The following is a 20,310-nucleotide window of genomic DNA, read 5'->3' as shown; positions in this document are numbered from 1 at the left end:
CCGCGCCACCTGGCGGGCGGTCAGGGCCAGCTTCCGGAGCAGAATCTCTACAGCAGAATCTTCACAAAATAATAGCAGAATCATCACAACCGGTCGACGGAAGGCGCCTCGACGACCCCTCCGACGGACCTTCCCTCAACTTCTGCGCCGACGAGCCCTCGCTCCCCCGCCGCCTGCCTGCCCACGGCACCCCTGATCTGCGCGCACGAGAGGGCCGCTGAGGAACCGGGCCCCCGGAACGGCCTCACCGTGCTTACCCCGCCCGGGAAAAGAGGCATCAGTGGCTCCGGCGCGACTACGCTGGGGACCATGGCCTCCTCGGAGAGACCCCCGGTGCGGGACACCGCGGTGGTGATCGGCGGCGGGCTGGCCGGGATGACAGCAGCCTGGGCTCTGCGCGGATACGCGGAGCGGATCGTCGTGGTGGAACGGGACCGCTACCCGGCGGCGGCAGTGCAGCGCGCGGGCCTGCCGCAGGGTCATCACGCGCACCTGGTACTCGAAGCCGGGCAGCGGCTGCTGGAGGAGATGATGCCCGGGATCACGCGGGAGCTGATGGCGGCGGGCGCCCGCCGGGTGAACGCCTCGGAGGTCAGATGGCTCAGCTCCGCCGGTTGGATGGCCGAATTCCCGGCGCGGATGTCCTTGCTCTGCTGTACCCGGCCGGTACTCGACGCGTCCGTCCTGAAGCGCGTGCGCACCGCGGCACCGATCGAGTTCGTCGAGGGCGCCGATGTGGTGGGCCTGCTCGGCTCACCGCAGGCCGTGACCGGTGCACGGGTCCGCGAGCGCCGCACGGCGCACGGCGCGGTCCGCGACCTGCCGGCCGGGCTGGTGGTCGACGCCTCGGGCCGCTCGACCTCGGTGCCGAGATGGCTCGCCGCACTCGGCTGTCCACCGGTACCGCACGAGCAGGTGGACGTCGGCGTCACCTACGCCTCCCGCATGTTCCGACGCCCCGCCGACACCCCCCTCGGCAGCCACCTCGCCGTGTACCTCCAGACCAAGGCCCCGGACGACCCGAGGATGGGCGCACTGCTCCCGGTCGAGGGCGACCGCTGGATCGTCAGCCTCGCCGGGATGCGCGGCGCCGAGCCGGAACCCGGCGAGCGGGGATTCACCGAGCACCTGCACCAACTGCGCGACCCGATCCTCAGCGAGGCCCTGCGGAACGCCGAGCCGCTGAGCCGGGTGCGCGGCTTCCGCCCCGGCCCGAGCGTGCGCCGGCACTACGAACGCGGCTGCCCGGACGGCCTGGTGGCGGTCGGCGACGCCGTGAACGCCTTCAACCCGGTGTACGCGCAGGGGATCACCGTCGCGTTGCTCTGCGCCGAGGTGCTGCGCCGGTCGGCGCTGCGGCACGGCGGCATCGGCGCAGCCATGGGCCGCGACGCCCGGAACGGCATCGCCAGGGTGTCGAGGACCCCGTGGGTGATGGCCTCCGCCGAGGACGCCCGCTTCGCCGCGACCACGGGCGCGCCCTCCGGCGCCCTGCTCAAGGCGCAGCACCGATTCCTGGACCTGGTGCTGGCCGCTGCCACCAGGGACCCGGTGGTCACCGCGGCCTTCCAGGAGGTGATGTCCATGGTGTCGCCGCCGTCGACGCTCCTGCGGCCCTCAGTGCTCGCCGCCGTTCTGCGGAGCAGGCTCTCCGGAGGGCTGGCGGGGAGCTAGGTGGTCCGACCCATGAGGCGAACGACTTCCCCCGACGACCACGTCTTCGGCCGGGACGACGGGATCGGCACCGAGCGAACCCCGCCAGCCGGAGCACTCCTGTCCTCACCACAGCCCTCCCACGTCACAAGGGTCCGTCATGAGCAGATCACCGGCCCTGTCCGCCACCGCCGCCACCACACGACGGCTCCGCACCACCCCGGCCTTCCGGTGGGCCCTCACCGGCACCGTCTTCACCGCGGCCGGGGCCTGGGTCCTGACCGGATGGGCGGTCGCCGGAGTGACCTCCCCGGCCTACGGTGGCGACAGCATCTCGGGCGCCCGCCACACCGCCGTCGTCGCCGCCCAGGTCCTCCTTGCCACCGTGCTGGCCGGTTGCGCCGTGCACCTGATCCGCAGCAGCCTGCGCTGCGGACAGGTCACCCTCTCCGCCGGCATCACGCTCGGCTTCCTGCTCTCCTCCTGGCAGAGCCCCCTGCTCAACTACCACAACGTCACCATGGTGGTGAACCGCCACCTGGTCCACGTCAACTCATGGGGCCCGTACATCCCCGGCTGGCACCCCCCGCGCCCGGAGGCGCAGATCGAAGCACCCCTCACCACCACCGGCGTCGGATTCGGCCTGCTCATCCTCTGCGTCTGGGCGCAGGCGGTGTTCGGCCTCAAGCTCGTCGAACGCTTCCCACGCTGGAGGCCGCCGCGGGTCTTGGCGGCCGTCATCGGCCTCGGCATCGTCACCGACATCCTGTTGGAGGCGGCCCTGATCAACACCGGCGTCTTCTCCTACGCGCACGCCTGGCGGCCGGCCACCCTCTTCGCGGGCCACTGGTACAACATCCCGTTGTCCGCCCCGTTCACGGCGACAGCCGTCACCACCCCCTTCGCCGTCATGTGGATCCTGGAACGAACCCGCGGCACCGTCCCGCGGATCTACCGGGGCGCCGAACTCGCGTCCACCGCCACCCGGCAGAACGTCGTCCGCGCACTCGCCGGCGTCGGTGCGGGCAACCTCGCCCTGCTGGTCTACCTGGCACTGAACGTCCTGTGCGGCCTGATCGGCGGCCCCCAACCCGGTGATACGCCCTCGTACATGTGGCCTGCGGGAACCGGGTGGCCGCAGTGACAGCCGAACAGGGTGTGCGGCACAACGCTGCTGCCGACTCGCGACGCTGGCCGGCGGGCCGCGCCGGCCAGGGCCGGCGCCGAGCGGACGGGCACGCGCCGAAGACACGTCCTGCCCGGGAGGACTGTGCGGTGGGACAACCGGGGAAGAGATCGGTATGGACGGTCTTGCCTCGGTACCGCCGGCGCCCGGGCACGTGCCGCTGCTGGGGCACGCGCCGGCCCTGTTGCGCGATCCCCTGGGGTTCGTCGCGTCACTGCCCGCCCGGGGTGATCTCGTGCGGCTGCGCCTGGGGCCGCAGACCGTGGTGATGGTGTGCGACCCCGGTCTGGTGCGGCACGTCCTGGTCCAGGACGACGTCTTCGACAAGGGCGGGCCGCTGTTCGAGCGCCTGCGCGACGTCCTGGGGTACGGGCTCGGCACCTGCCCGCACAGCCTCCACCGCCGCCAGCGGCGGCTGTGCAGGCCGGCCTTCGGCGCCGATCGCCTTCCCGGCTACGCGGCCGTCATGACGGGCACCGCCGAGGAGACCCTCGCCGCGTGGCGCGACGGCCAGGTCGTCGACGTGCCGCGCGAGCTCGCCACGATGACCGCCCGGGTCGCGCTCGCCGCCATGTTCTCCTCGTCCCTGCCCGCGCACGTGACCCAGGGGATGCTGGGGGACCTCGACGCCGTCATGAGGGGACTCATCCGGCAGGTGATCACCCCGTCGCCGCTGACGAAGGTGCCCACCCCGGCCGCCCGCCGCTACCGACGGGCGTGCATCCGGCTGCGCCGCTCGGTCGAACAGGTCATCGCGGAGCGGCGGCGCGACGGCGGCGACCATCACGACCTGCTCGCCGCCCTGATGGCCGCCCACGATCCGGAGACCGCTCGCGACGACCAGGTCCTGAGCGACGAGGAGCTCACCGACCAGGTGGTCACGTTCTTCGTCACCGGCGCCGATCCCATCGCGAGCACGGTCGCCTTCGCGCTCGCTCTTCTCGCCCGCCACCCGGAGGTCGAGCGGGGCCTGCACGAGGAGGTGGACCGCGTCCGGGCCACGGGCCCCGTCACCTTCGACCGCCTCCCCGCCCTGGAACTGACCGGGCGGGTGATCGCGGAGACGCTGCGGCTGTACCCGCCCGGGTGGCTGTTCACCCGCGTCCTGACGGTCGACAGCGACCTCGGCGCGGCACACCTGTCGGCCGGGACCGTGGTCGCGTACAGCCCCTACCTCATCCACCGGCGGCCCGACCTCTTCGAGGCCCCCGACGCCTTCCGACCCGACCGCTGGCAGGATCCGCGGGGCCCGCACGACGGCTACCTGCCCTTCGGCGCCGGGGCCCGCATGTGCATCGGGGAACGCTTCGCGCGGACCGAGGCGGTCCTGGCGCTCGCGGAGATCACCGCCCGGTGGCGGCTGGTCCCGGTCACCGACCGGCCCCTGCGGTGCGCGCTGTCCACCACGCTGCGGCCCGCGCACCTGCGCATGCGCGTGGTCGAACGGGCCTGACCGCCGAACGGTCGACCTCTCACCGTGCGCGGTCGGCCCGGTGCCGGCCGGCCCGGTAGCGGCCGGACATCCGCTCCCACGCGTAGTCGCCGCGGATCAGGCCGTGCAGTCCCGTCACCAGTCGCCGCACGTCCGCGGCGCCGCCCTCGGTGAGCACGCAGTCGAGATCGGCCATCCGCTCCTCCACCGCGACGAACCGCGCGACGCGCTCCGTGATCGCGCCGACGACCTCCTCGACCGCCTCCGCACGGCCGCACCCGCGCTCCCGCTGAAGGACCAGGACCACGTTGTTCCTGACGTCCCCGGCAGCCTCCTCCTTCTCCGCCGAGCACAGGTCGTTGGACAGCCCGATGACCTCCGCCGTGAGGCCTCTCAGCTCGGCGAGCACCGGGGTGTGCCATACCAGCGCGGGCACCTCGAACCCGCCCACCCGCTCGATCATGTCGATCACCACGAACGACGACGTGGAGAGGGCACGTCGGCGCACGCATTCCTCCGCGCCCATCACCCGCCCGTGGTGGCGGTCCACCGTCTCCGCGAGGTGCGCGGCCAGGTAGGCCCGCCAGTCGTGCGCGGCGCGCACCCGCCACGCCTCGCTCATCCCCCGGCAGCTGCGCCGCCAGATGTCGGCCAGTCCACGAACCGCCACCGGTGCCGCCCCCGCGTCCGCGTCCGCGTTTACCACCAGGACGGCAGCGAGTTCCTCGCACACGGCAGCGGCCTGCCGGGGCAGGCGTCCCAGCGGGCCGTCGAACCGGTCGTCGAACGGGGCAAAGTACCAGCCCATCAGGTCGCCCGCGAGCTCCAGCCCCTCCCCGGTGGCGTCCGGGAAGAAGAAGGCCGCCAGTTCGGCCAACTTCCAGTCGTCGAACTCCGCGGCGGTGAAGGTCCGGCCATCGAGCAGGCCGTACTCCCCCAGCCAGGCCAGGGAATGGGCCCGGGCGCGCGGCAGATGGGGACTGCTCCGCAGCGGCCAGGGAAGGGCGAACTCCACATCCTGCGGCATGCCGCCTCCTTCCCGGAGCCCACCGGCACACGCGCCTCCGGCCCGGCGCCGAACCCTGTCCGGGCGGCGGCGGGGGCCATGACACCCTGATTCGATGCTCGCACAGGACAGGTCTCCGGTCACCGGACTCTTCGCCCGGAGCCCGGCGTCCGGTTCCGGTACGGGCGGTGACGACCACCAGCCGGCGTGCGGCCGTCGACCTGCCCTTGCTGATCGGCGGTGTGCGTGTTCGCGCGTCGGACTGGTCTCACGCTGCGGCGAGTCGGAAGAGCGGCTTCGCGCGGCGGAAATCCGGGCATCCTCACAGGTGAACGGGATGACCGGGCACACGCCCTGGCCCGTGGCCGTTCCCGCAGTGCGGCCTCGGGACCCACCACCCGACGAAGCGGCCGGCGACGGATTCGTTTCCGCCACCCGCCGCGCCGTGGTCGTCGTGCCGTGGCCGGCCGGGAGCACGGATCGCTCCGCCCTGGGCGCGTTCTTCGCCGAGCCATCTGGAGGAGTTCGTGAGCCATCCGCCAACGAATCCGAACGCCCTGTCCTCCCCGCAGGCTCACGGGCACATCGTGGACTTCGGCATCCAGGACGTCTTCCGTCTGCGAGTGCACCCGTGTGCCGAAGAGGCCGTGGCGCGCCACCGCCATTGGGCACGCGGCATCGGCCTGATCAGCGATGTCCCCACCGCCGACGCCTATCCCGCCAACCGCTACGAGCTGATCGGACCCGACTACCTGTCCGCCATGTGCTTTCGGGAGACCGCCGTCGACGACCTGGTCCTCTCCATGGACTGGATGGGATGGACCATGGTCTACGACGACCGGTTCGACGGCCCCGCCAACCGTGACCCCGCCACCGCGACGCGCACCATGACGCGGATGCTGTCGGTCCTCCACCACGGCCTCGACGGCGTTCCCCCGCCCCACCACCCCACCGAAACGGCGTTCGCGGACATCTGGGCGCGCGAGTGCGAGGGGATGTCCCCCGCTTGGAAGGCCCGCGCCGCCACCGACCAGCAGAGCTTCATCGCCGCGTTCGTGCCCGAGATCCTCGCCCGTCGGCGCGGCCACTGCTACGGTGTGAAGGGGTACTACGCGGTCCGCCGTGCCACGAGCGCCATGCAGAGCGTCATCGACCTCATCGAACGCGTCGGCCGCTTCGAGGTCCCGCCCAGCGCGTTCCAGAGCCCGGAACTGCTCCTCATCCGCCGGGCGACGGCGGACATCTCCGCCCTCACCAACGACGTGAACTCCCTCGCCAAGGAGGAGGAACAGGGCGATGTCTGCAACCTCGTCATCGTCCTCCGCACGGAAGGCGGCATGAGCCGCGACGATGCCGTCGCAGAGGTCCGCCGCCGCGTCGACGAATGCGTCCACACGATCACCGCCATGGAAGAACGCCTGCCCGACCTGTGCACAAGCCTTGGCCTCGACCGGACCGGCCGTGACGCTGTCCGCCACTACGTCCAAGGGATGAAGGACTACACCGCCGGCTTCACCCAGTGGGAGATGCGCACCCCCCGCTATGCCGGGTCGTAACGCCGGAGCCGGTGACCAGGCCCGGCACCACGCCGCCCGATACTCAAGGCGGCGGGGCGGCAACGCCACGCCCCGGCACGGTCGGCAAGATCGGCGACGCCGGAGCGGCAGGCGTTCCCGGAGCCGTACGAGACCTGCGCTCCTCCGGGGACGGCCCGAGTCCGTCCCCGGCCAGGACGGCAAGCCCGCCCGACCATCCCCACGCACGTACACTGGGGACATGACGGCCTCGGACCGCCCCCGGGCGGTCCGGGCGTCCGCAACAGCGGGGACGGACACCGTGAAGGACCGCAGGATCTACCGCGTGCCGGCCTTGACGAGCGTGTATCCCTCTCGGCGGCACCCCGGCCATCAGGCTGTCCGGGCCGACGACGCCCGGTTCGTCGTAACCGTCCTCAACCCCCTCGCGCGCGCCGAGTACGACGAGGTCCGCGGAGACTACGTCCACGTCGGGGCCGACTACATGTGCGAGATCTTCCCTAGCGGACAGGTGGACCGCCTCAAGCTGCTGTCCCGTTTCTCCAGCAGTTGGGCGTTCGTCGACGACCTGATGGACGATTCCGTGGACGCCGATCACATCGAGACGCTCCTCGGCGCCTGCGCTGAAGCGGTGCTCGGACGGTCGGTGGCCGGCCCCGAGTTCCGGCCTTTCGCCGACGTCTTCGCGCCCCGGGGATGGGCACCAGGTGCTCATCAGCTGTGCGTGGAGGAGATGCTGGCGTGGATCGCCTCGGTGCGCGCAATGCGATCCGCGGAGATCGGTCACGAGGTGCTCTCCGTCGCAAGGTACCTCGATCTGCGGTCCCGCAACGACGCGGTCCAGGCCGTTCACTCCCTGGCCGGATACGCCATGCCGGAGTTGGCCCCCCAGCTGTACGCCGCCGCCGGCACCGACGGCTACCGGCAGGCCGTGCGGCACAGCGCGGCGGCCGTCGGCATCGCCCTCGACCTGTCCATGGTCAACGCCGAGCGCGCGGAGATCACCGAATGGGCCCACATCGTGCCGGTCGTCGAACGCTCCCAGGGCCCCGGCCGCCAGCGCGCCATCGACACCGCCGTGGCCCTGTTCCATCAGCACGAACAGCGGCTGGGCGCTCACCTCACCGAACTGAGAGCGACGCACCCTGCCGTCGCCGAGGCGGTCCGCGCCTGCCACGGGGGCAACATGGGCTGGATCGCACGGTCACGCAAGCGCGGCCTGCGCTACGCCGAATCATGAAGGCGGCCGACGCGACCGGACTGTCACGGCCCTCCCGGCGGCGGTGCGCCCTGCGAACGACTCGCCCATGAACACCCGCCGGGAAGTCAGACCGATTCTCCTGCGGCCTACCGGTACCGACCCGGTTCAGATGTTCCAGTACCAGGCGGCGGCCGGGTAGGGGATCGGAGCGGTGGAGGCGGGAGCCTTGGAGAGCGGCTGGACCATGCCGCCCTTGTAGTGGTAGCGCTCGCGGCGCGCATGACTCTCGTACTGGCTGGTGGCGAGGGTGACCATCATGGTGCTGTCGATGTGCTCGTGCAGGGCCTCGGGGACCCCGCCGGCCGCTCGCCGTCCGGACCTCGCTCTACCCACCCAGGAGCGGACACTGCCGGCTCCCCGTTCAACCGTCCCGTCCGCTCGTCCCGAGGAGACGCAGGCCGTCGTCGTCGGGCGCGACCTCGGCCACCTCCGCGCCCAGGCGCTGCCACGCCTCGCGGGCGGCGGCCAACGCCCCGTCGTCCGGGCCGAGGGCGATGACGCAGTCCCCGCCCACGGCGCCGGAACCCTTGGCGGCCGTCCCGCAGGCCGCCGCGGCGCGGGTCAGCCATGCCACGCGTTCGGCGGCCTCCCGGGGGGCGATGCGGTGGGCGAGGTCCTCCAGCAGGCGGCCGTAGGCCCGGATCTCGTCCTGGAGCGCGGCCCGGTCCGCGGTGCGCGAGGCGGTCCAGAAGCGGTCGAGCACGCCGAGCAGGGCGTCCACGACCCCGGCCACTTCGCGTGGCCGGCCCATCCGGTGGAAGCGGTCGATGCTCGTCGCGGTGTCGGCCGCGAGCCCGCTCCAGGCCACGGCGAGGCCCAGCCGGGGCGGCACCGCGGCGGGCTCGGCGTACGGGGTGCCGTGCAGGGTGCGGTAGTCGACCCATCCGCCGTGCACGCTGGCCGCGACGTCGCCGCCGCTGCCGCGGCCGTGCTGGTGCGCGCGGTGGACGTCGACCGCGGCCGGCAGCAGGTCGCGGCGGAAGGCGGCCGAGCACACGTCGTGGCCCGCGGCGGCCGCGAGGGCGCCGAGGACGGCGACGGTGCTCGCCGCGCTGCCGCCGAGCCCGAGCTTCCTGCCCGCTCCCCAGCCGCGGCCCCGGACCGTGAGGCGCAGCGGCCCGGGCACCGCGAACACCTGCCTCCCGGCGTCGACGGCGTCGGCCAGCAGGCGGGCACCCGTGTCCTGGGGCACGGCCTCCGGCGGGCCGTCGACGCCGAGGTCCGGTGCGCTGAGCGACCAGCCGTCGTCCGAGGGCGCGGCACGGCACTCGATCCCGGAGTCGACGGCGACGACCAGGGCCCGCCCGCCGTGGAGCACGGCGTACTCCCCGATGACGAACAGGCTCCCCGGCGCGAACACCGCCACCTCGGTCATCCGCTCAGGTCCTTTCGTCCGCCGGGGAGCCATCAAGGAGCGCCGGCGCGGCCCAGGCGGGAGGCGTCGCGAGGACGCAGGGCGCGCCGCCGGGGCGCGAGCGCAGGACGTGCGAGACCCCCGGGACGCCGCCCAGGGCCCGCTCGACGCGTTGGCGGTCGGCGGGTTCGCACAGGACCTTGACCTGCGGCCCGGCGTCGATGGTGAAGTACGCCGGCACGCCGTCCTCCCGCAGGCGCCACACCTCGCGGATCACGGCGACGGTGGCCGGCTCCCAGTACAGCAGGGGCGGGTCGGCTCCCAGCGCGGTGGCGTGCATGCGCAGGGCGTTGCGTTCGGCCGCGGTGCCCAGTGCGGGGAGGTCGCGTGAGCGGACGGCCTTCCGGACGGCGGCGAGGTCCGCCTCTCCCGCGGTGAGCCAGGCGTCGAAGAAGGGTGAGGTCGCCCGCGTGCGGTGCATCCCCTCGCGGGACGGAACGCGTTTGGGGCCCGTGCCGGTCACCGCGACGAGGACGGCCAGCGGCCAGTGCTCCGGTCCGGCGAGCTGGGTGACGGCTCCGCTGTCCTCGCCCGGACGCCACTGGACGAACCCGCCGAACATCGAGCGGCAGGCCGAGCCCGAGCCGTGCCGGGCGAGTGCCGCCAACCGGCCGGCGGGGAGAGGTTCGGCCGCCAGCGCCGCCAGCGCGGTGGTCAGCGCGGCGTAGGCAGAGGCCGAGGACGCCAGGCCGGCGGCGACCGGGAAGTTCGAGGTGACCAGGACGTCGAGCGGGCGCGCGATACCCAACTCCGCACGCGCTCCCTCCACGAACCGCGTCAGATCCGTCACGGGCCCCGGAGGCGCCCAGGCGGCGCGGCTCTCGCCGCCCGCCGGCCGTTCCTCGACCCGGGCCGCGGAGGCGAGGCCGTCGAGCGTCAGCGACACGCTGGTGCCCGCCGGCTGATGACCCGGCCCGGGCGCTCTCCCCCAGTACTTCACCAGGGCGACATTCGCCTGCGCCACGGCCCAGATCACGGCCGGCACCGCGCAGCGTCCCGGAACGAACCGCACACAAACCCTGCCATGGTTCGATGATGCACCCGGACAACGGCCGCGCGAGAGCGCCCGGTCCACGACCGGGAAGTATTCTCGTTCACCGGGACACGCTCCGGCAGTAGCATGGAAAACGCCGCCGCGACCGCAGCCGACCGGGCCTCGCCCCGCCATCCGCCCCACCGTGCGGATCGTCCGGCAGCGACAGCGGCGACGGGGCCGCACGACGCCTCTCCAGGAAAAAGGAGAGTCATGAGTTCCCGCCTGCCGGGCTTCTACCGGCTTCCCGTGCACCAGCGCCAGGACGTCCTGGCCGAAGCCGTCGGCCTGTCACCGGCCGACCACGCCGCTCTGGCGAGTGAGACCCCTCTCGATCTCGCCCAAGCCGACCTGATGATCGAGAACGCGGTCGGGATATTCGCCTTACCGTACGGAGTGGCGGTCAACTTCCTCGTGAACGGGCGCGACTACCTCGTCCCGATGGTGACGGAAGAGCCCTCGATCGTGGCCGCGGCGTCGTTCGCCGCACGCCTCGTCCGCGACTGCGGCGGCATCGAGGCCGAGGCGGAGCCCTCACTGATGACCGGGCAGATCCACGTGATCGACCTGGCCGACGCCGAGGCGGCGGCGGTCCGCGTACGACAGGCCGCACCGCGACTGGTCGAGACCGCCCGCGCCCTCCAGCCCCGGATGACGGCCCGCGGCTGCGGGGCCCGCGAGGTCACCGCCACCGCGCTGCCCGACGGCACCCTGCTCGTCCACCTGGTGGCCGACGTCGGCGACGCGATGGGCGCCAACGCCGTCAACACCCTCGTGGAGGCGATGGCCCCGCACATCGTCAACGTGACCGGGGGCACGGCCAACATCCGCATCGTCTCCAACCTCGCCGATCGGCGCCTCGCCCGTGCCCGCACCACGATCCCGCAGGAGTTGCTGCGCACCCGGGAACGCACCGGCGACGACGTGGCCCGCCGCATCGCGCGGGCCTGCGACCTCGCGACCCACAGCCCGCACCGGGCGGCCACCCACAACAAGGGCATCATGAACGGCGTCGACTCCGTGGCGCTGGCGACCGGCCAGGACTGGCGGGCGATCGAGGCCGGCGCCCACGCGTACGCCGCCCACGCCGGCACCTACCTGCCCCTCGCCACGTGGCGATACGGCGACGGGTACCTCCACGGCCGCATCGAGCTCCCGCTCGCCGTCGGCACCGTCGGCGCCCGGATCAGCAACAGCCCCCGGGCCGGTCTGTCCCTGCGACTGCTGGGGGTCGCCGGCGCCCGCGAACTGGCCGCCGTCATGGCGGCCGTGGGTCTGGCGCAGAACCTCGCCGCGCTGCGCGCCTTGGCGGACGAGGGCATCCAGCACGGTCACATGGCACTCCACCTGCGCACCGAGAACCACCCCTCCCCCGCACCCAGCCGGCCGGAACCGCATCCGGCCGCCCCATGAGCGCCGTCGCGAGCACGAGGAGCGCGCCGGGAAAGGTCATCCTCTTCGGAGAGCACTCCGTCGTCTACGGCCACCCGGCCGTCGCCACCCCGGTCGAGCGCACGCTCACCCTCACCGCCACCCTGCACGACCACGGACCGGACACCCGCCGGAAGGACCCCCGCCTGGAAGCCGCGGTCCGCACCGCCGCGCGGTTCTTCTCCTTCAGCCCCCGGCGGATCACCACGTCGATCGCATCCGACCTCCCCGTCGGCTGCGGCCTCGGCAGCTCCGCCGCCCTCAGCGTCACCCTGCTCCGCGCGCTGGCGGATCTCGCGTACGGCGGACCTGACCGGGCCGAACCCCTTCTGGAGCGGGCCACGGCGATCGAAGCCGCCTTCCACGGCACCTCCTCCGGGCTCGACGTGGCGGCGGTCGCCCTCGGCGGCCCGGTGTGGTTCCGGCGCGCGCCCCAGCCCCACGCGACGCCGCTCCCGATCGGACGGCCCTTCGCGCTCGTGGTGGCGACCACCCCACGGGAGCGGTCCACCGCCGATCAGGTCCGGCGGATGCGCGGGCAGGCGGCGACCCGGCCCGAAGCCCTCGACCGCCACTTCACCCGCCTCGGCGCCCTCACCCGCGCCGGACGCGACGCACTGCGCACGGGCGACCTCCCCGCCCTCGGCCTGCTCCTCGACGAGGCACACGGCGTGCTCGCCGACCTCGGCCTGTCCACACCGGCGCTCGAACACGCGGTCACCACCGCACGCGCGGCCGGCGCCCTCGGCGCCAAGCTCACCGGGGCGGGCGGCGGCGGCGCCGTCATCGCGCTCGCCCCGGACAACGCCCCGGCCGTCGCCTCGGCCCTGCGCCGCACCGGGTACGGCGCGTTCACCAGCCGCGTCGGCGCGACGGCCCGGCTCCACCCTCAGGAGATGTGAAGCCCGGTCGTCCCGCGCTCCCAGGAACGCATGACGGCCCGGAAGACGGCCTCGGAGGTCAGGAACTCCTCCACACCGCCTTGTCGGCCAGGACGCGCAGCCGGTGCCGCACCCCTCCGGGGGCGGCGAGGGCCTCCAGAGCGGTCAGCGCATGCTCGTAACGGTCCGTGATGAGGCGCTCGACGGCCCGGTCCGCGCCGGTGTCCCTCAGCACCGCACGCACGGTCGCCGCGTCCTCCTCCGTCAGGCCGGGCTTGCCGTACAGGCCGTGCAGCAGCCGCAGCTGGGCGGCGGTGGCGGACCGGAGGGCCAGGCTGACGAGGACGGTGTGCTTCCCTTCGCGCAGGTCGTCGAGGTCGGGCTTGCCGGTCTCCCCGGGGTCGCCGAAGGCTCCCAGCAGATCGTCGCGCAACTGGAACGCCTCCCCCAGCGGCAGCGCGAACGCGCTCAGCTGCCGCAAGAGCGCCCCGTCGGCTCCGGCGAGGACGGCGCCGATCTGCAGCGGCCGCTCGCACGTGTACTTGGCGGTCTTGTAGCGGATGACGGCCAGGGCCGGCCCGGTGTCCGGGGTGGGGCGGCCAGTGGCGATCAGGTCGAGGCACTGGCCGTACATCACCTCTTCCCGCATCAGCCCGACCCACGGCCTGAGGCGGGAGAACTCCTCCGGTCGCAGACCGTGTTCGGGGTCGTGGAGGAGTTCGTCGGACCACAGCAGGGCCAGGTCCCCGGCGAGGATCGCGGCACTGGTGCCGACGGCGTCGGCCAGCTCCCGGCCGCGGTCCGCGGCGTAGCGGGCGGCCAGCGCGCGGTGCACCGTCGGTTGTCCGCGGCGGGTGTCGGAGTTGTCCATGACGTCGTCGTGGACCAGGCAGAAGGCGTGGAACATCTCCAGCGAGGCGCCCACCTGGACCGCCCGGGCCAGTGCGCGTTCCCCGGTGCCGCCGGCGGCCTGCCATCCCAGCACGCACAGCAACGGGCGGAGCCGCTTGCCGCCCGCCGCGAGGAAATCGGCGAGTGCGGCGGGCACGTCGTCGGGCAGCCCCTTCCGGCCGGCCTCGGACCTCTTGCGGTCGATGAAGCCGTGGAGGACCGCGTCGACCCGGTGGCGCACACGGTCGAGGTCGACCCGCTGCGCCTCCACCGTCGACACTGCCCGGTGTCCGTCGTCGTGTGCTGATCCGTCGAAGGTCATGGGAAGGGGACCGTTCCATCGAGCGGCGGCCGTCTGCCCTGCGAACGGCGTCGTCGTCGCACCAACGGCCACTCGGTTCCTACCCTCCCCGTCCGCCTCGGAACCCGCCGGCGCGAGAAGGCGGGCGGCACAGGGGCCTGGCGCGACAGGGCGATTCGGGGTGAAATGTCCAAGAGGCACGCGGGCGCCCGGACTCCTTCGCTCTCCGGGTGGGCGGCGACGGAGAAGAACCCGCGGGCGAGCGCCCCGGCTCGCAAGCATCCCGCCCGCAGCGGCAGGAACAGCCCTGCCGGATACCACGGAACCGGGAGGCCCGATGACCACGACAAGTGGAACGACGGTCGAACTGCCCCCGATGTACACGCCTTTCCCCTCCGGGGTCAACCCCGCCGTGGACGTGCTGACCGAGGAAGGCCTGGCCTGGATGCGGTCCCTGGGCCTGCGCGCCGGCGACTGGGAAGGCAAGGTCGTCAGGACCGCCTCAGGACTGTTCTGTTCCCGGGTGTCGCCCCGGGCACCCGCCGAGTTGCTCCGACTCCAGGTCGACCTCACCTACCTGGGGTTCCTCCTCGACGACCTGTGGCAGGAGACCGACAACAGGCTGCCGACCGTGCAGGACGGCAACGCCCACAGCGCGGCGTTCATGCACGCGCTGCGCACGGGCGACGGTTCGATCGCGGACGCGGCCCCGTTCGGCCCGGCCGCGGCGGACCTGGGGCGCCGCATCCGCAGGAACGCGACCGAAGCACAGGTACGCGGCCTCCTGGACGCCATGGACTCCTGCAACCTCGCGGTCGCCTGGCAGGTCGCCTACAGCCACCGGAAGACCACGCCGGACCTGAACACTCTGCTGGCGTACCGAACCGTCTGCTGCGGCGGCGCCCTCGTATCGCCCTGGTTCTCGATGTACCTGGACACCGCGCGCAGGGACGTCGTGACCGCGGGCACCTTCAACGCGATGTCCATGTACGCCTTCATCCGGGCCACCTGGGCCGTGGCGGCCTTCGACAACGACATCGTGTCCTACGGGAAGGAGGAGCGGGGAAACCGCCGGCACGGCGGCTCCGTCGCGCCGCACAACATCGTCGGGGCCATCGCCGCGATCGACGACGTCGACCTCGCCACGGCGATGCGCCGCGCGGCCGTCATGCGCAACGCCCTGGTGCTGCGCGTGGTGGAACTGCGCGAGCGCGTCCTCGCCGAAACGACGGATCCTGTGGAGGCCGTGGAGCGCTACCTCGACAACTACTGCACCATGATCAGCGGAAACCTGGACTGGTCCCTGGAATGCGACCGCTATCGCGACCCGGAGCATCCCGAAGGGCCGATCACGTTCGTCCGCCAGGTCATGACCGACCCCCCGCGAACAGCTGGCCCCCTGCCGTACCCGGCCGTGCGCTGGCTGTGGAGCGAGCCGGGAAGCCAGGCCGTCGAGCACGGCGGCCAATGACCGGTCGTCCGCACCGCCACTCGGCGCGGACGGACCGGCCGGAACACCGCCCCGCCCGGGCGGCGGGCACGGCGCCGCGGGCGCACCCTGGAGTGAGCGGCCGGTGCGCCCCGCCGCGGTCGCTGCCCGCCGGGCATTCCTGGATCCGATCCGAACCCGCCTGCGTTCCGACACGGGAGGGGCCGATGCCCCAGTGCGCCCATGTCCCCGAAGGGGCCGTCGTCGAACTCACCGCCCTGCCCCGCACCGTCCCGCCGCGCGTCAGCGAGCACGGTCCCCGGCTGCTGCGGGAGAGCAGGGCGTGGGCCCGAGCAGCCCTCCAACCGTTCGTCGAGGCGAACATCGAACCGTTCCTCGCCGACGAGTCGCCGCTCTGGATGAGCCACTGCTTCCCGGACGCCGACCCGGTGGCCGTCCGCCCCTTCTACGACCTGTACCAGATCATGTTCCTCCTGGACGACCTGAGCGCCGTCCCGGACGCCAGGCCGGACGGGCGGACGCTGGCCGCGCTCGCCGCCGTCCTGTCCGACACCCGGCGCCCCGCCACCGGCCTCGAACACCTGGCCTCCGAGGCCTTCCTCGCCACCCTGAGCGGTGATCCGCCCGGCCTGGCGGCGCGCACCCGGGCGGGGATGGCCACGATGCTCAACGGGTTCACCGAGCAGTCGGCGCTCTGGGACCGGGCGAGCACCGCCCGGCCGTTGACCCTCGCCCGGGCCATGCCGGTGCGTGAACGGGCCATCGGCATCGCGTGGTACATGACGAACCCGGAGCACGTCCACTCCTGCGACATGACCGGCATGCGCGAGCAGTGGCCGCTCCTGCGGGAACTGGCCACCGCCCTGGCGCACCAGACCTGGTTCGTCAATGACGTGTGCTCCTTCCGCAAGGAGCACTTTCACGGCGAGCACCAGAACCTCGTCTGCGTCTGCCTCACCTCCGGGGCCACCCTCCAGGAGGCCTTCTCCCTGGTGTCCGGCTGGGCGGCGCAGATGCAGCGCGACTACGCCTCGCTCGCCGCGCTCGCCCGGGACGACCCCCGCGGCGCCCGCCCGCCCGTCGCCACCTACCTGGACGCCCTGGACACCATGCTGGCCGGGGCGAACGCCTGGCAGTACAGCACCCCCCGCTACCACGGCCCCGGTTTCCACTGCCCGCCCACCGAGCGGAGCAGGTGGGCGCTCTTCGCCGACCGCACGGAGTTGCTGGACCCGGGGCAGGCCCCGCCGTAGGCTCCGGCGGATCGCCCCGCCGGAGCCTTGATCACGAGGACGGTCTTCTCGCGGGCCCCGTACGGCGGGTTCTCATTCGGCGATGGTCGTGTGGTAGGCCCACTGGTAGGTCGGTTGGTGGTGAGCGGAGGAGGCGGCCTCTTCGAACTCGTAGCGCTCGTAGCCGTTGCGCCAGCGGTACGTGAGCCGGTCGTCGTCCTCACGGACAGGCGAAGGCGACTCCCGGAGCAACTCCTCTGGGACACCGATGAGTTGTGGTTCGGTGAATCTGTGCATCGTCAGCCCCCTCAGGCGGGAGTCCACCCGGGTCGACCCGGCGCCGGCTCCCGTGGACGTCATCCGGATCCTGCCCCGGAACAACGTGATGCGCAGGGAGAAATCGGTGTTCGCCGTCTTCCGGGGGCTCGAAGTGCCGTAGAGATCGAAGGCCCCCTGGGGTGGCAACGAGGAGCTGGACGCGGATCCACCCTGGCGATCACAATCAACCTCTACGGCCGCCCCCTCAAGGACTCCGCCGACGAAGCCGTCACGGCACTCTTCTCCGCCCTCGACCGGGCGGACGCCCACGTGGCAAGCCCGGCCGATCCCACCACCGGCCGCCGCTTCGGACAGGCGGCGCAAGCCAGCCGATACTCCTCGGCACGCGTCGAGGACGTGGTCGCTGCGGTTGCGATCCCCGCCGGGCCGGCCACGGCGTGCAGCCAGGTCGAGCCGCCTCGGTCAGACGACATCTCATGGGTTCGGATGTCACGCCCGCATCAGGTGCGATGGGAGAGTGACGGTTGCCCGGTACGGCGCGCGGTGTGACTATTCGTCCGTCAGGGTGGCTATTCCATCATGCGCTGCACCGCGCGCGGAGGATCGTGTTTGGGTGTGCATGCCACACCCTTCCGAGGCGTATCGCCTTCCCGAGAAGGGCCGCCATGATGACCCGTACCTCCAAGATCAGGGCTGCCCTGATCGCCACGCTCAGCGCCGCCGCCCTGACCGCCGCGGCGGTCACCCCCGCCCAGGCAGCCACGGGAACCGTGACGTACCGGGCGAGGCCGGACTACCGCACCGTCACGGAGACGAACCCGGCCAAGGGCTGCCACGTGAACGGGGGGCAGGCTTTTGTCAATAACACGAATGCGTTCATCAACATCTACACGGGCAACGCGAGCTGCCAGCACGGCGTCGGCAAGTCGTACACCGTGGCGCCGCACAACTCCTTCGGCGGTGACTTCCTGAGCTTCGAGCCCACGAGCTGACCGGCCAGGCGCGCGTGCCCGCCCTCCCTGAGCCGGAGGGCGGGCACGCGCGCCTCTGGCGTCAGCATGGCGGGACCCGGCAGCAACGGGCCGACCTCACCGCCGTCCGCGCCAGACACCCTGCGGAGACGCCCTCGGGTCGGCCAGGACGGTGCCGGCGTCATAGTCGGCCTCCGCCGCCTCCCGGTACGAACCGACGCCACCTCAAGGCCCGTCGTTCGACGAGCGTGTCGCGCCTGTCACCACTTGTCGGCGGAGTCCGGCGCCACAGTGGGACGGAGGAGCCCGACGGTCCGGCGGTGGCTGTGGCGGACGGGCGGCTTGACGGCGTTGGCCGCTGCGAGGATTCTCCGCCCATCGCGGTGAGGTTCGGGGGCGGCCGCCCGACTACGTCGTCGAACCCGCAGCCCATCGGCGGTGTTGCAGTCGCCGGACATCGAACCATCTCCCAGGGCGCAAAGGGAACGGGGCATCCTGACACATCATCCGGGCCGTGATCGAACCGTCTCCCGTCCCCGCCCGCTATGCCCTCCGCCGAACCACCGAGGCGAGGAGCCGCTGGCGACGCGACGCGCGATGCAGCTGTGGACAGTTGGGCGTCACGGTCGGTGCGTACTACTCCAGTCCGACCCTATATTCGATCAGTTTGTCGACAACGCTTCGTCGGCTGAGGGTGGTAGTGGTTCCCAAGTGGCAGTGATCCGGTACTTGGCTTCGAGCGGAATGCCGCGCCCCTTGTTCACGGTGATGGCCCGGACGATGTCCTTGATCATGCTGTTGCGCCGGTCGGGCGTCGCATCGTCCCAAGCAGCGAGGACACGCTCGATCGCCGCGGGCCCGGGATGTGGCCGAACCTTCGCCCGCGCGGACTCCAGCTCCCCCAGCTTTGCGTTGAGTTCGATGCGGCGCTGGTCGATCCGCCCCTTCTTGCGCTCCGCGGCCTGATAGTCGATCACCTGGGAGACAATGGCGTCCGCGAGGGTGTCCTCCTCCTCGATCAGCTTCTTGAGCTCAGCCTGGACCGCCTCCTCACATTTGACGAGGCCCGCCTGAGCCTCAGCGATCTCACGCTCATAGCGAGGGTCAGCCGGGGCCACCTGGTTCCGGAGCCAGTCCACGACCCGGGTCTCTATGTGCTCGAGGTTGCCGTATCCGGAGTCGGGGCAGTTGCCGAACTCGGCCTGGTTGCGGCAGCGCCACGTCACGTCGAAGGGGTGGGGGCGGCCGTTCACCGGTGGCCGGCGCTTCTTCTTCGTGCGCAGGAGGGGCTGCATGCCACCGTGGCAGTAGGGGCATTGCATTCGTCCGCTGACCGAGTAGCGGGGCCGATGCCTGTCTTCGATGGCCGGGCGCTGCGGCATCGTCCCGCGCCGTGCCGTGTACCGATCCCAGAGCCGCTCCGCAGTGGCACGGTCGCCCGTCACGGGCTCGTGGCGCCCGGGAAGGTAAAGACCGAACTGTTCCGGACGGCGCGATCGGTTGCGTCTCTTCTGCGGCACCCCCTCCTTGTCGCGGGCGAGGACGTGCTGTTGCTCGGGCAGGCGGTAGCGGACCAGCCCCAGACCGAAACCCGAGTCCAGGATGTCGTACAGGTGCGCTGGCGTCACCGGCTTACCGGTCACCGGGTCGGTGATGCCGGCCGCGTGCCATTCGTGGGTGATCGAGACGGTGTTCACCCCATCCGCTACACGCTCATAGGCATCCCACAACCGTGGTCCCAGGGCAGCATGTTCCACCTTCAGCACGCCTTCCCTGCACATCGGACAGGTCTCCAGGGGCACACCACGCTTCTTGGGCGGGCATGTCTCGCACCGGTAGTACCCGAACCGGCCCTGGTTGGCGTGCGGCAGCCCCCGCCGTCGGCGCCTGGCGATCGTCTCCTTCCACGTCTCCGACAACTGGTCCGAGAACAGCTCCGCGATGTTCAGCATCTGGCGGATCGCGAACCGCCCGATCACCGTCCGCCCATCGAAGTCCTCCTTCGCCGCACGCACCTCGATGCCCAGCTCAGTCAACCGGTCCAGGTTCTTCAACGACTCCAGCGTGTTGCGCCCGAACCTCGACCACACCCACAGCACCAGCACCTCGAACTCACCACGCTCCGCCATGGCGATGATCTCCGCGATCTGCCGGTCGGTGAAGCCCCGCCCCGACTTCCCCAGATCCATCAACGGAGCCCGTACCAGCATCAGCCCCTCCCGATCCACCAACCCCCGGCACTGATGCTCCTGCAACTCCGGACTGATCATCTCCTCCCGAGCCACACTCACCCGGATGTAGATCACCGCACGCCGCATTCGTAGACGAATATTCACAACGAGCCTATCGGTCAT

17 protein-coding genes are annotated in these 20,310 nt (G+C 72.1%); 10 read left to right on the top strand and 7 right to left on the bottom strand.

All coding sequences use genetic code 11. From position 1 onward, the window contains the following. Positions 1-309: 309 nt before the first annotated feature. From ABTX81_RS01410 to ABTX81_RS01400, 3 genes are all read left to right on the top strand, one after another. Positions 310-1,674 (top strand): NAD(P)/FAD-dependent oxidoreductase, encoded by a 1,365-nt coding sequence (locus tag ABTX81_RS01410; protein WP_350540856.1) that lies wholly within the window; start codon positions 310-312, stop codon positions 1,672-1,674. 139 nt (positions 1,675-1,813) lie between these two features. Next, entirely contained in the window at positions 1,814-2,797 is a 984-nt protein-coding gene (locus tag ABTX81_RS01405; RefSeq protein ID WP_350540855.1) for a spirocyclase AveC family protein, read from the top strand. A 157-nt stretch (positions 2,798-2,954) separates the two neighbouring features. After that, positions 2,955-4,292 carry a cytochrome P450 gene (locus ABTX81_RS01400; RefSeq protein ID WP_350540854.1) on the top strand — a complete coding sequence of 446 codons (1,338 nt, stop codon included), beginning with the start codon at positions 2,955-2,957 and terminating at the stop codon, positions 4,290-4,292. A 19-nt stretch (positions 4,293-4,311) separates the two neighbouring features. Here ABTX81_RS01400 and ABTX81_RS01395 read toward each other — a convergent pair whose 3' ends face one another. Then, positions 4,312-5,298 carry a terpene synthase family protein gene (locus ABTX81_RS01395; RefSeq protein WP_350540853.1) on the bottom strand — a complete coding sequence of 329 codons (987 nt, stop codon included), beginning with the start codon at positions 5,296-5,298 and terminating at the stop codon, positions 4,312-4,314. Positions 5,299-5,804: 506 nt separating this feature from the next. On the opposite strand from ABTX81_RS01395, the gene ABTX81_RS01390 reads away from it, so the two are divergent. After that, positions 5,805-6,833 carry a terpene synthase family protein gene (locus ABTX81_RS01390; protein WP_350540852.1) on the top strand — a complete coding sequence of 343 codons (1,029 nt, stop codon included), beginning with the start codon at positions 5,805-5,807 and terminating at the stop codon, positions 6,831-6,833. Positions 6,834-7,053: 220 nt separating this feature from the next. Beyond that, the gene (locus ABTX81_RS01385; protein WP_350540851.1) at positions 7,054-8,052 is read left to right on the top strand and encodes a terpene synthase family protein; all 999 of its coding nucleotides are present in this window, start codon (positions 7,054-7,056) and stop codon (positions 8,050-8,052) included. Between the two features lie 126 nt (positions 8,053-8,178). Here ABTX81_RS01385 and ABTX81_RS01380 read toward each other — a convergent pair whose 3' ends face one another. Genes ABTX81_RS01380 through mvaD form a run of 3 tightly spaced genes read right to left on the bottom strand, consistent with a single transcriptional unit; the run spans position 8,179 to position 10,463 of the window. After that, positions 8,179-8,406 (bottom strand): hypothetical protein, encoded by a 228-nt coding sequence (locus ABTX81_RS01380; protein WP_350540850.1) that lies wholly within the window; start codon positions 8,404-8,406, stop codon positions 8,179-8,181. 28 nt (positions 8,407-8,434) lie between these two features. Beyond that, positions 8,435-9,448, bottom strand: coding sequence for a mevalonate kinase family protein (locus tag ABTX81_RS01375; protein WP_350540849.1), 1,014 nt, complete (start codon positions 9,446-9,448; stop codon positions 8,435-8,437). 4 nt (positions 9,449-9,452) lie between these two features. Further along, positions 9,453-10,463: a diphosphomevalonate decarboxylase gene (gene mvaD, locus ABTX81_RS01370; RefSeq protein WP_350540848.1), complete on the bottom strand. Its 1,011-nt coding sequence runs from the start codon at positions 10,461-10,463 to the stop codon at positions 9,453-9,455. Between the two features lie 144 nt (positions 10,464-10,607). Between mvaD and ABTX81_RS01365 the strand changes: the two genes are divergently transcribed. Continuing rightward, entirely contained in the window at positions 10,608-11,933 is a 1,326-nt protein-coding gene (locus tag ABTX81_RS01365; protein ID WP_350540847.1) for a hydroxymethylglutaryl-CoA reductase, degradative, read from the top strand. Then, on the top strand, positions 11,930-12,853 hold the full coding sequence (gene mvk / locus ABTX81_RS01360) for a mevalonate kinase (protein ID WP_350540846.1): 924 nt from the start codon (positions 11,930-11,932) through the stop codon (positions 12,851-12,853). Before ABTX81_RS01365 ends, mvk begins: the two co-directional genes overlap by 4 nt. Positions 12,854-12,911: 58 nt before the next feature. On the opposite strand, the gene ABTX81_RS01355 is transcribed toward mvk, so the two are convergent. Next, positions 12,912-14,045, bottom strand: a complete 1,134-nt coding sequence (locus tag ABTX81_RS01355; RefSeq protein ID WP_350540845.1) for a polyprenyl synthetase family protein — start codon at positions 14,043-14,045, stop codon at positions 12,912-12,914. A gap of 316 nt (positions 14,046-14,361) precedes the next feature. Here ABTX81_RS01355 and ABTX81_RS01350 point away from each other — a divergent pair, with 316 nt between their 5' ends. Both ABTX81_RS01350 and ABTX81_RS01345 read left to right on the top strand, forming a co-directional pair. Beyond that, entirely contained in the window at positions 14,362-15,495 is a 1,134-nt protein-coding gene (locus tag ABTX81_RS01350; RefSeq protein ID WP_350540844.1) for a terpene synthase family protein, read from the top strand. A gap of 185 nt (positions 15,496-15,680) precedes the next feature. Beyond that, entirely contained in the window at positions 15,681-16,727 is a 1,047-nt protein-coding gene (locus tag ABTX81_RS01345) for a terpene synthase family protein (RefSeq protein ID WP_350540843.1), read from the top strand. Positions 16,728-16,799: 72 nt separating this feature from the next. Here ABTX81_RS01345 and ABTX81_RS01340 read toward each other — a convergent pair whose 3' ends face one another. Continuing rightward, complete coding sequence (locus ABTX81_RS01340) at positions 16,800-17,348, bottom strand: DUF5988 family protein (RefSeq protein WP_350540842.1); 549 nt, start codon at positions 17,346-17,348, stop codon at positions 16,800-16,802. 302 nt (positions 17,349-17,650) lie between these two features. Between ABTX81_RS01340 and ABTX81_RS01335 the strand changes: the two genes are divergently transcribed. After that, positions 17,651-17,977 carry a hypothetical protein gene (locus ABTX81_RS01335; RefSeq protein WP_350540841.1) on the top strand — a complete coding sequence of 109 codons (327 nt, stop codon included), beginning with the start codon at positions 17,651-17,653 and terminating at the stop codon, positions 17,975-17,977. Positions 17,978-18,618: 641 nt separating this feature from the next. Here ABTX81_RS01335 and ABTX81_RS01330 read toward each other — a convergent pair. Then, positions 18,619-20,310: a recombinase family protein gene (locus ABTX81_RS01330; RefSeq protein ID WP_350540840.1), complete on the bottom strand. Its 1,692-nt coding sequence runs from the start codon at positions 20,308-20,310 to the stop codon at positions 18,619-18,621.

This window comes from Kitasatospora sp. NPDC097605 (genome assembly GCF_040302725.1).
In the GTDB taxonomy this organism is placed as follows: domain Bacteria; phylum Actinomycetota; class Actinomycetes; order Streptomycetales; family Streptomycetaceae; genus Kitasatospora.
This window is presented reverse-complemented; position numbering and strand designations above follow the sequence as displayed.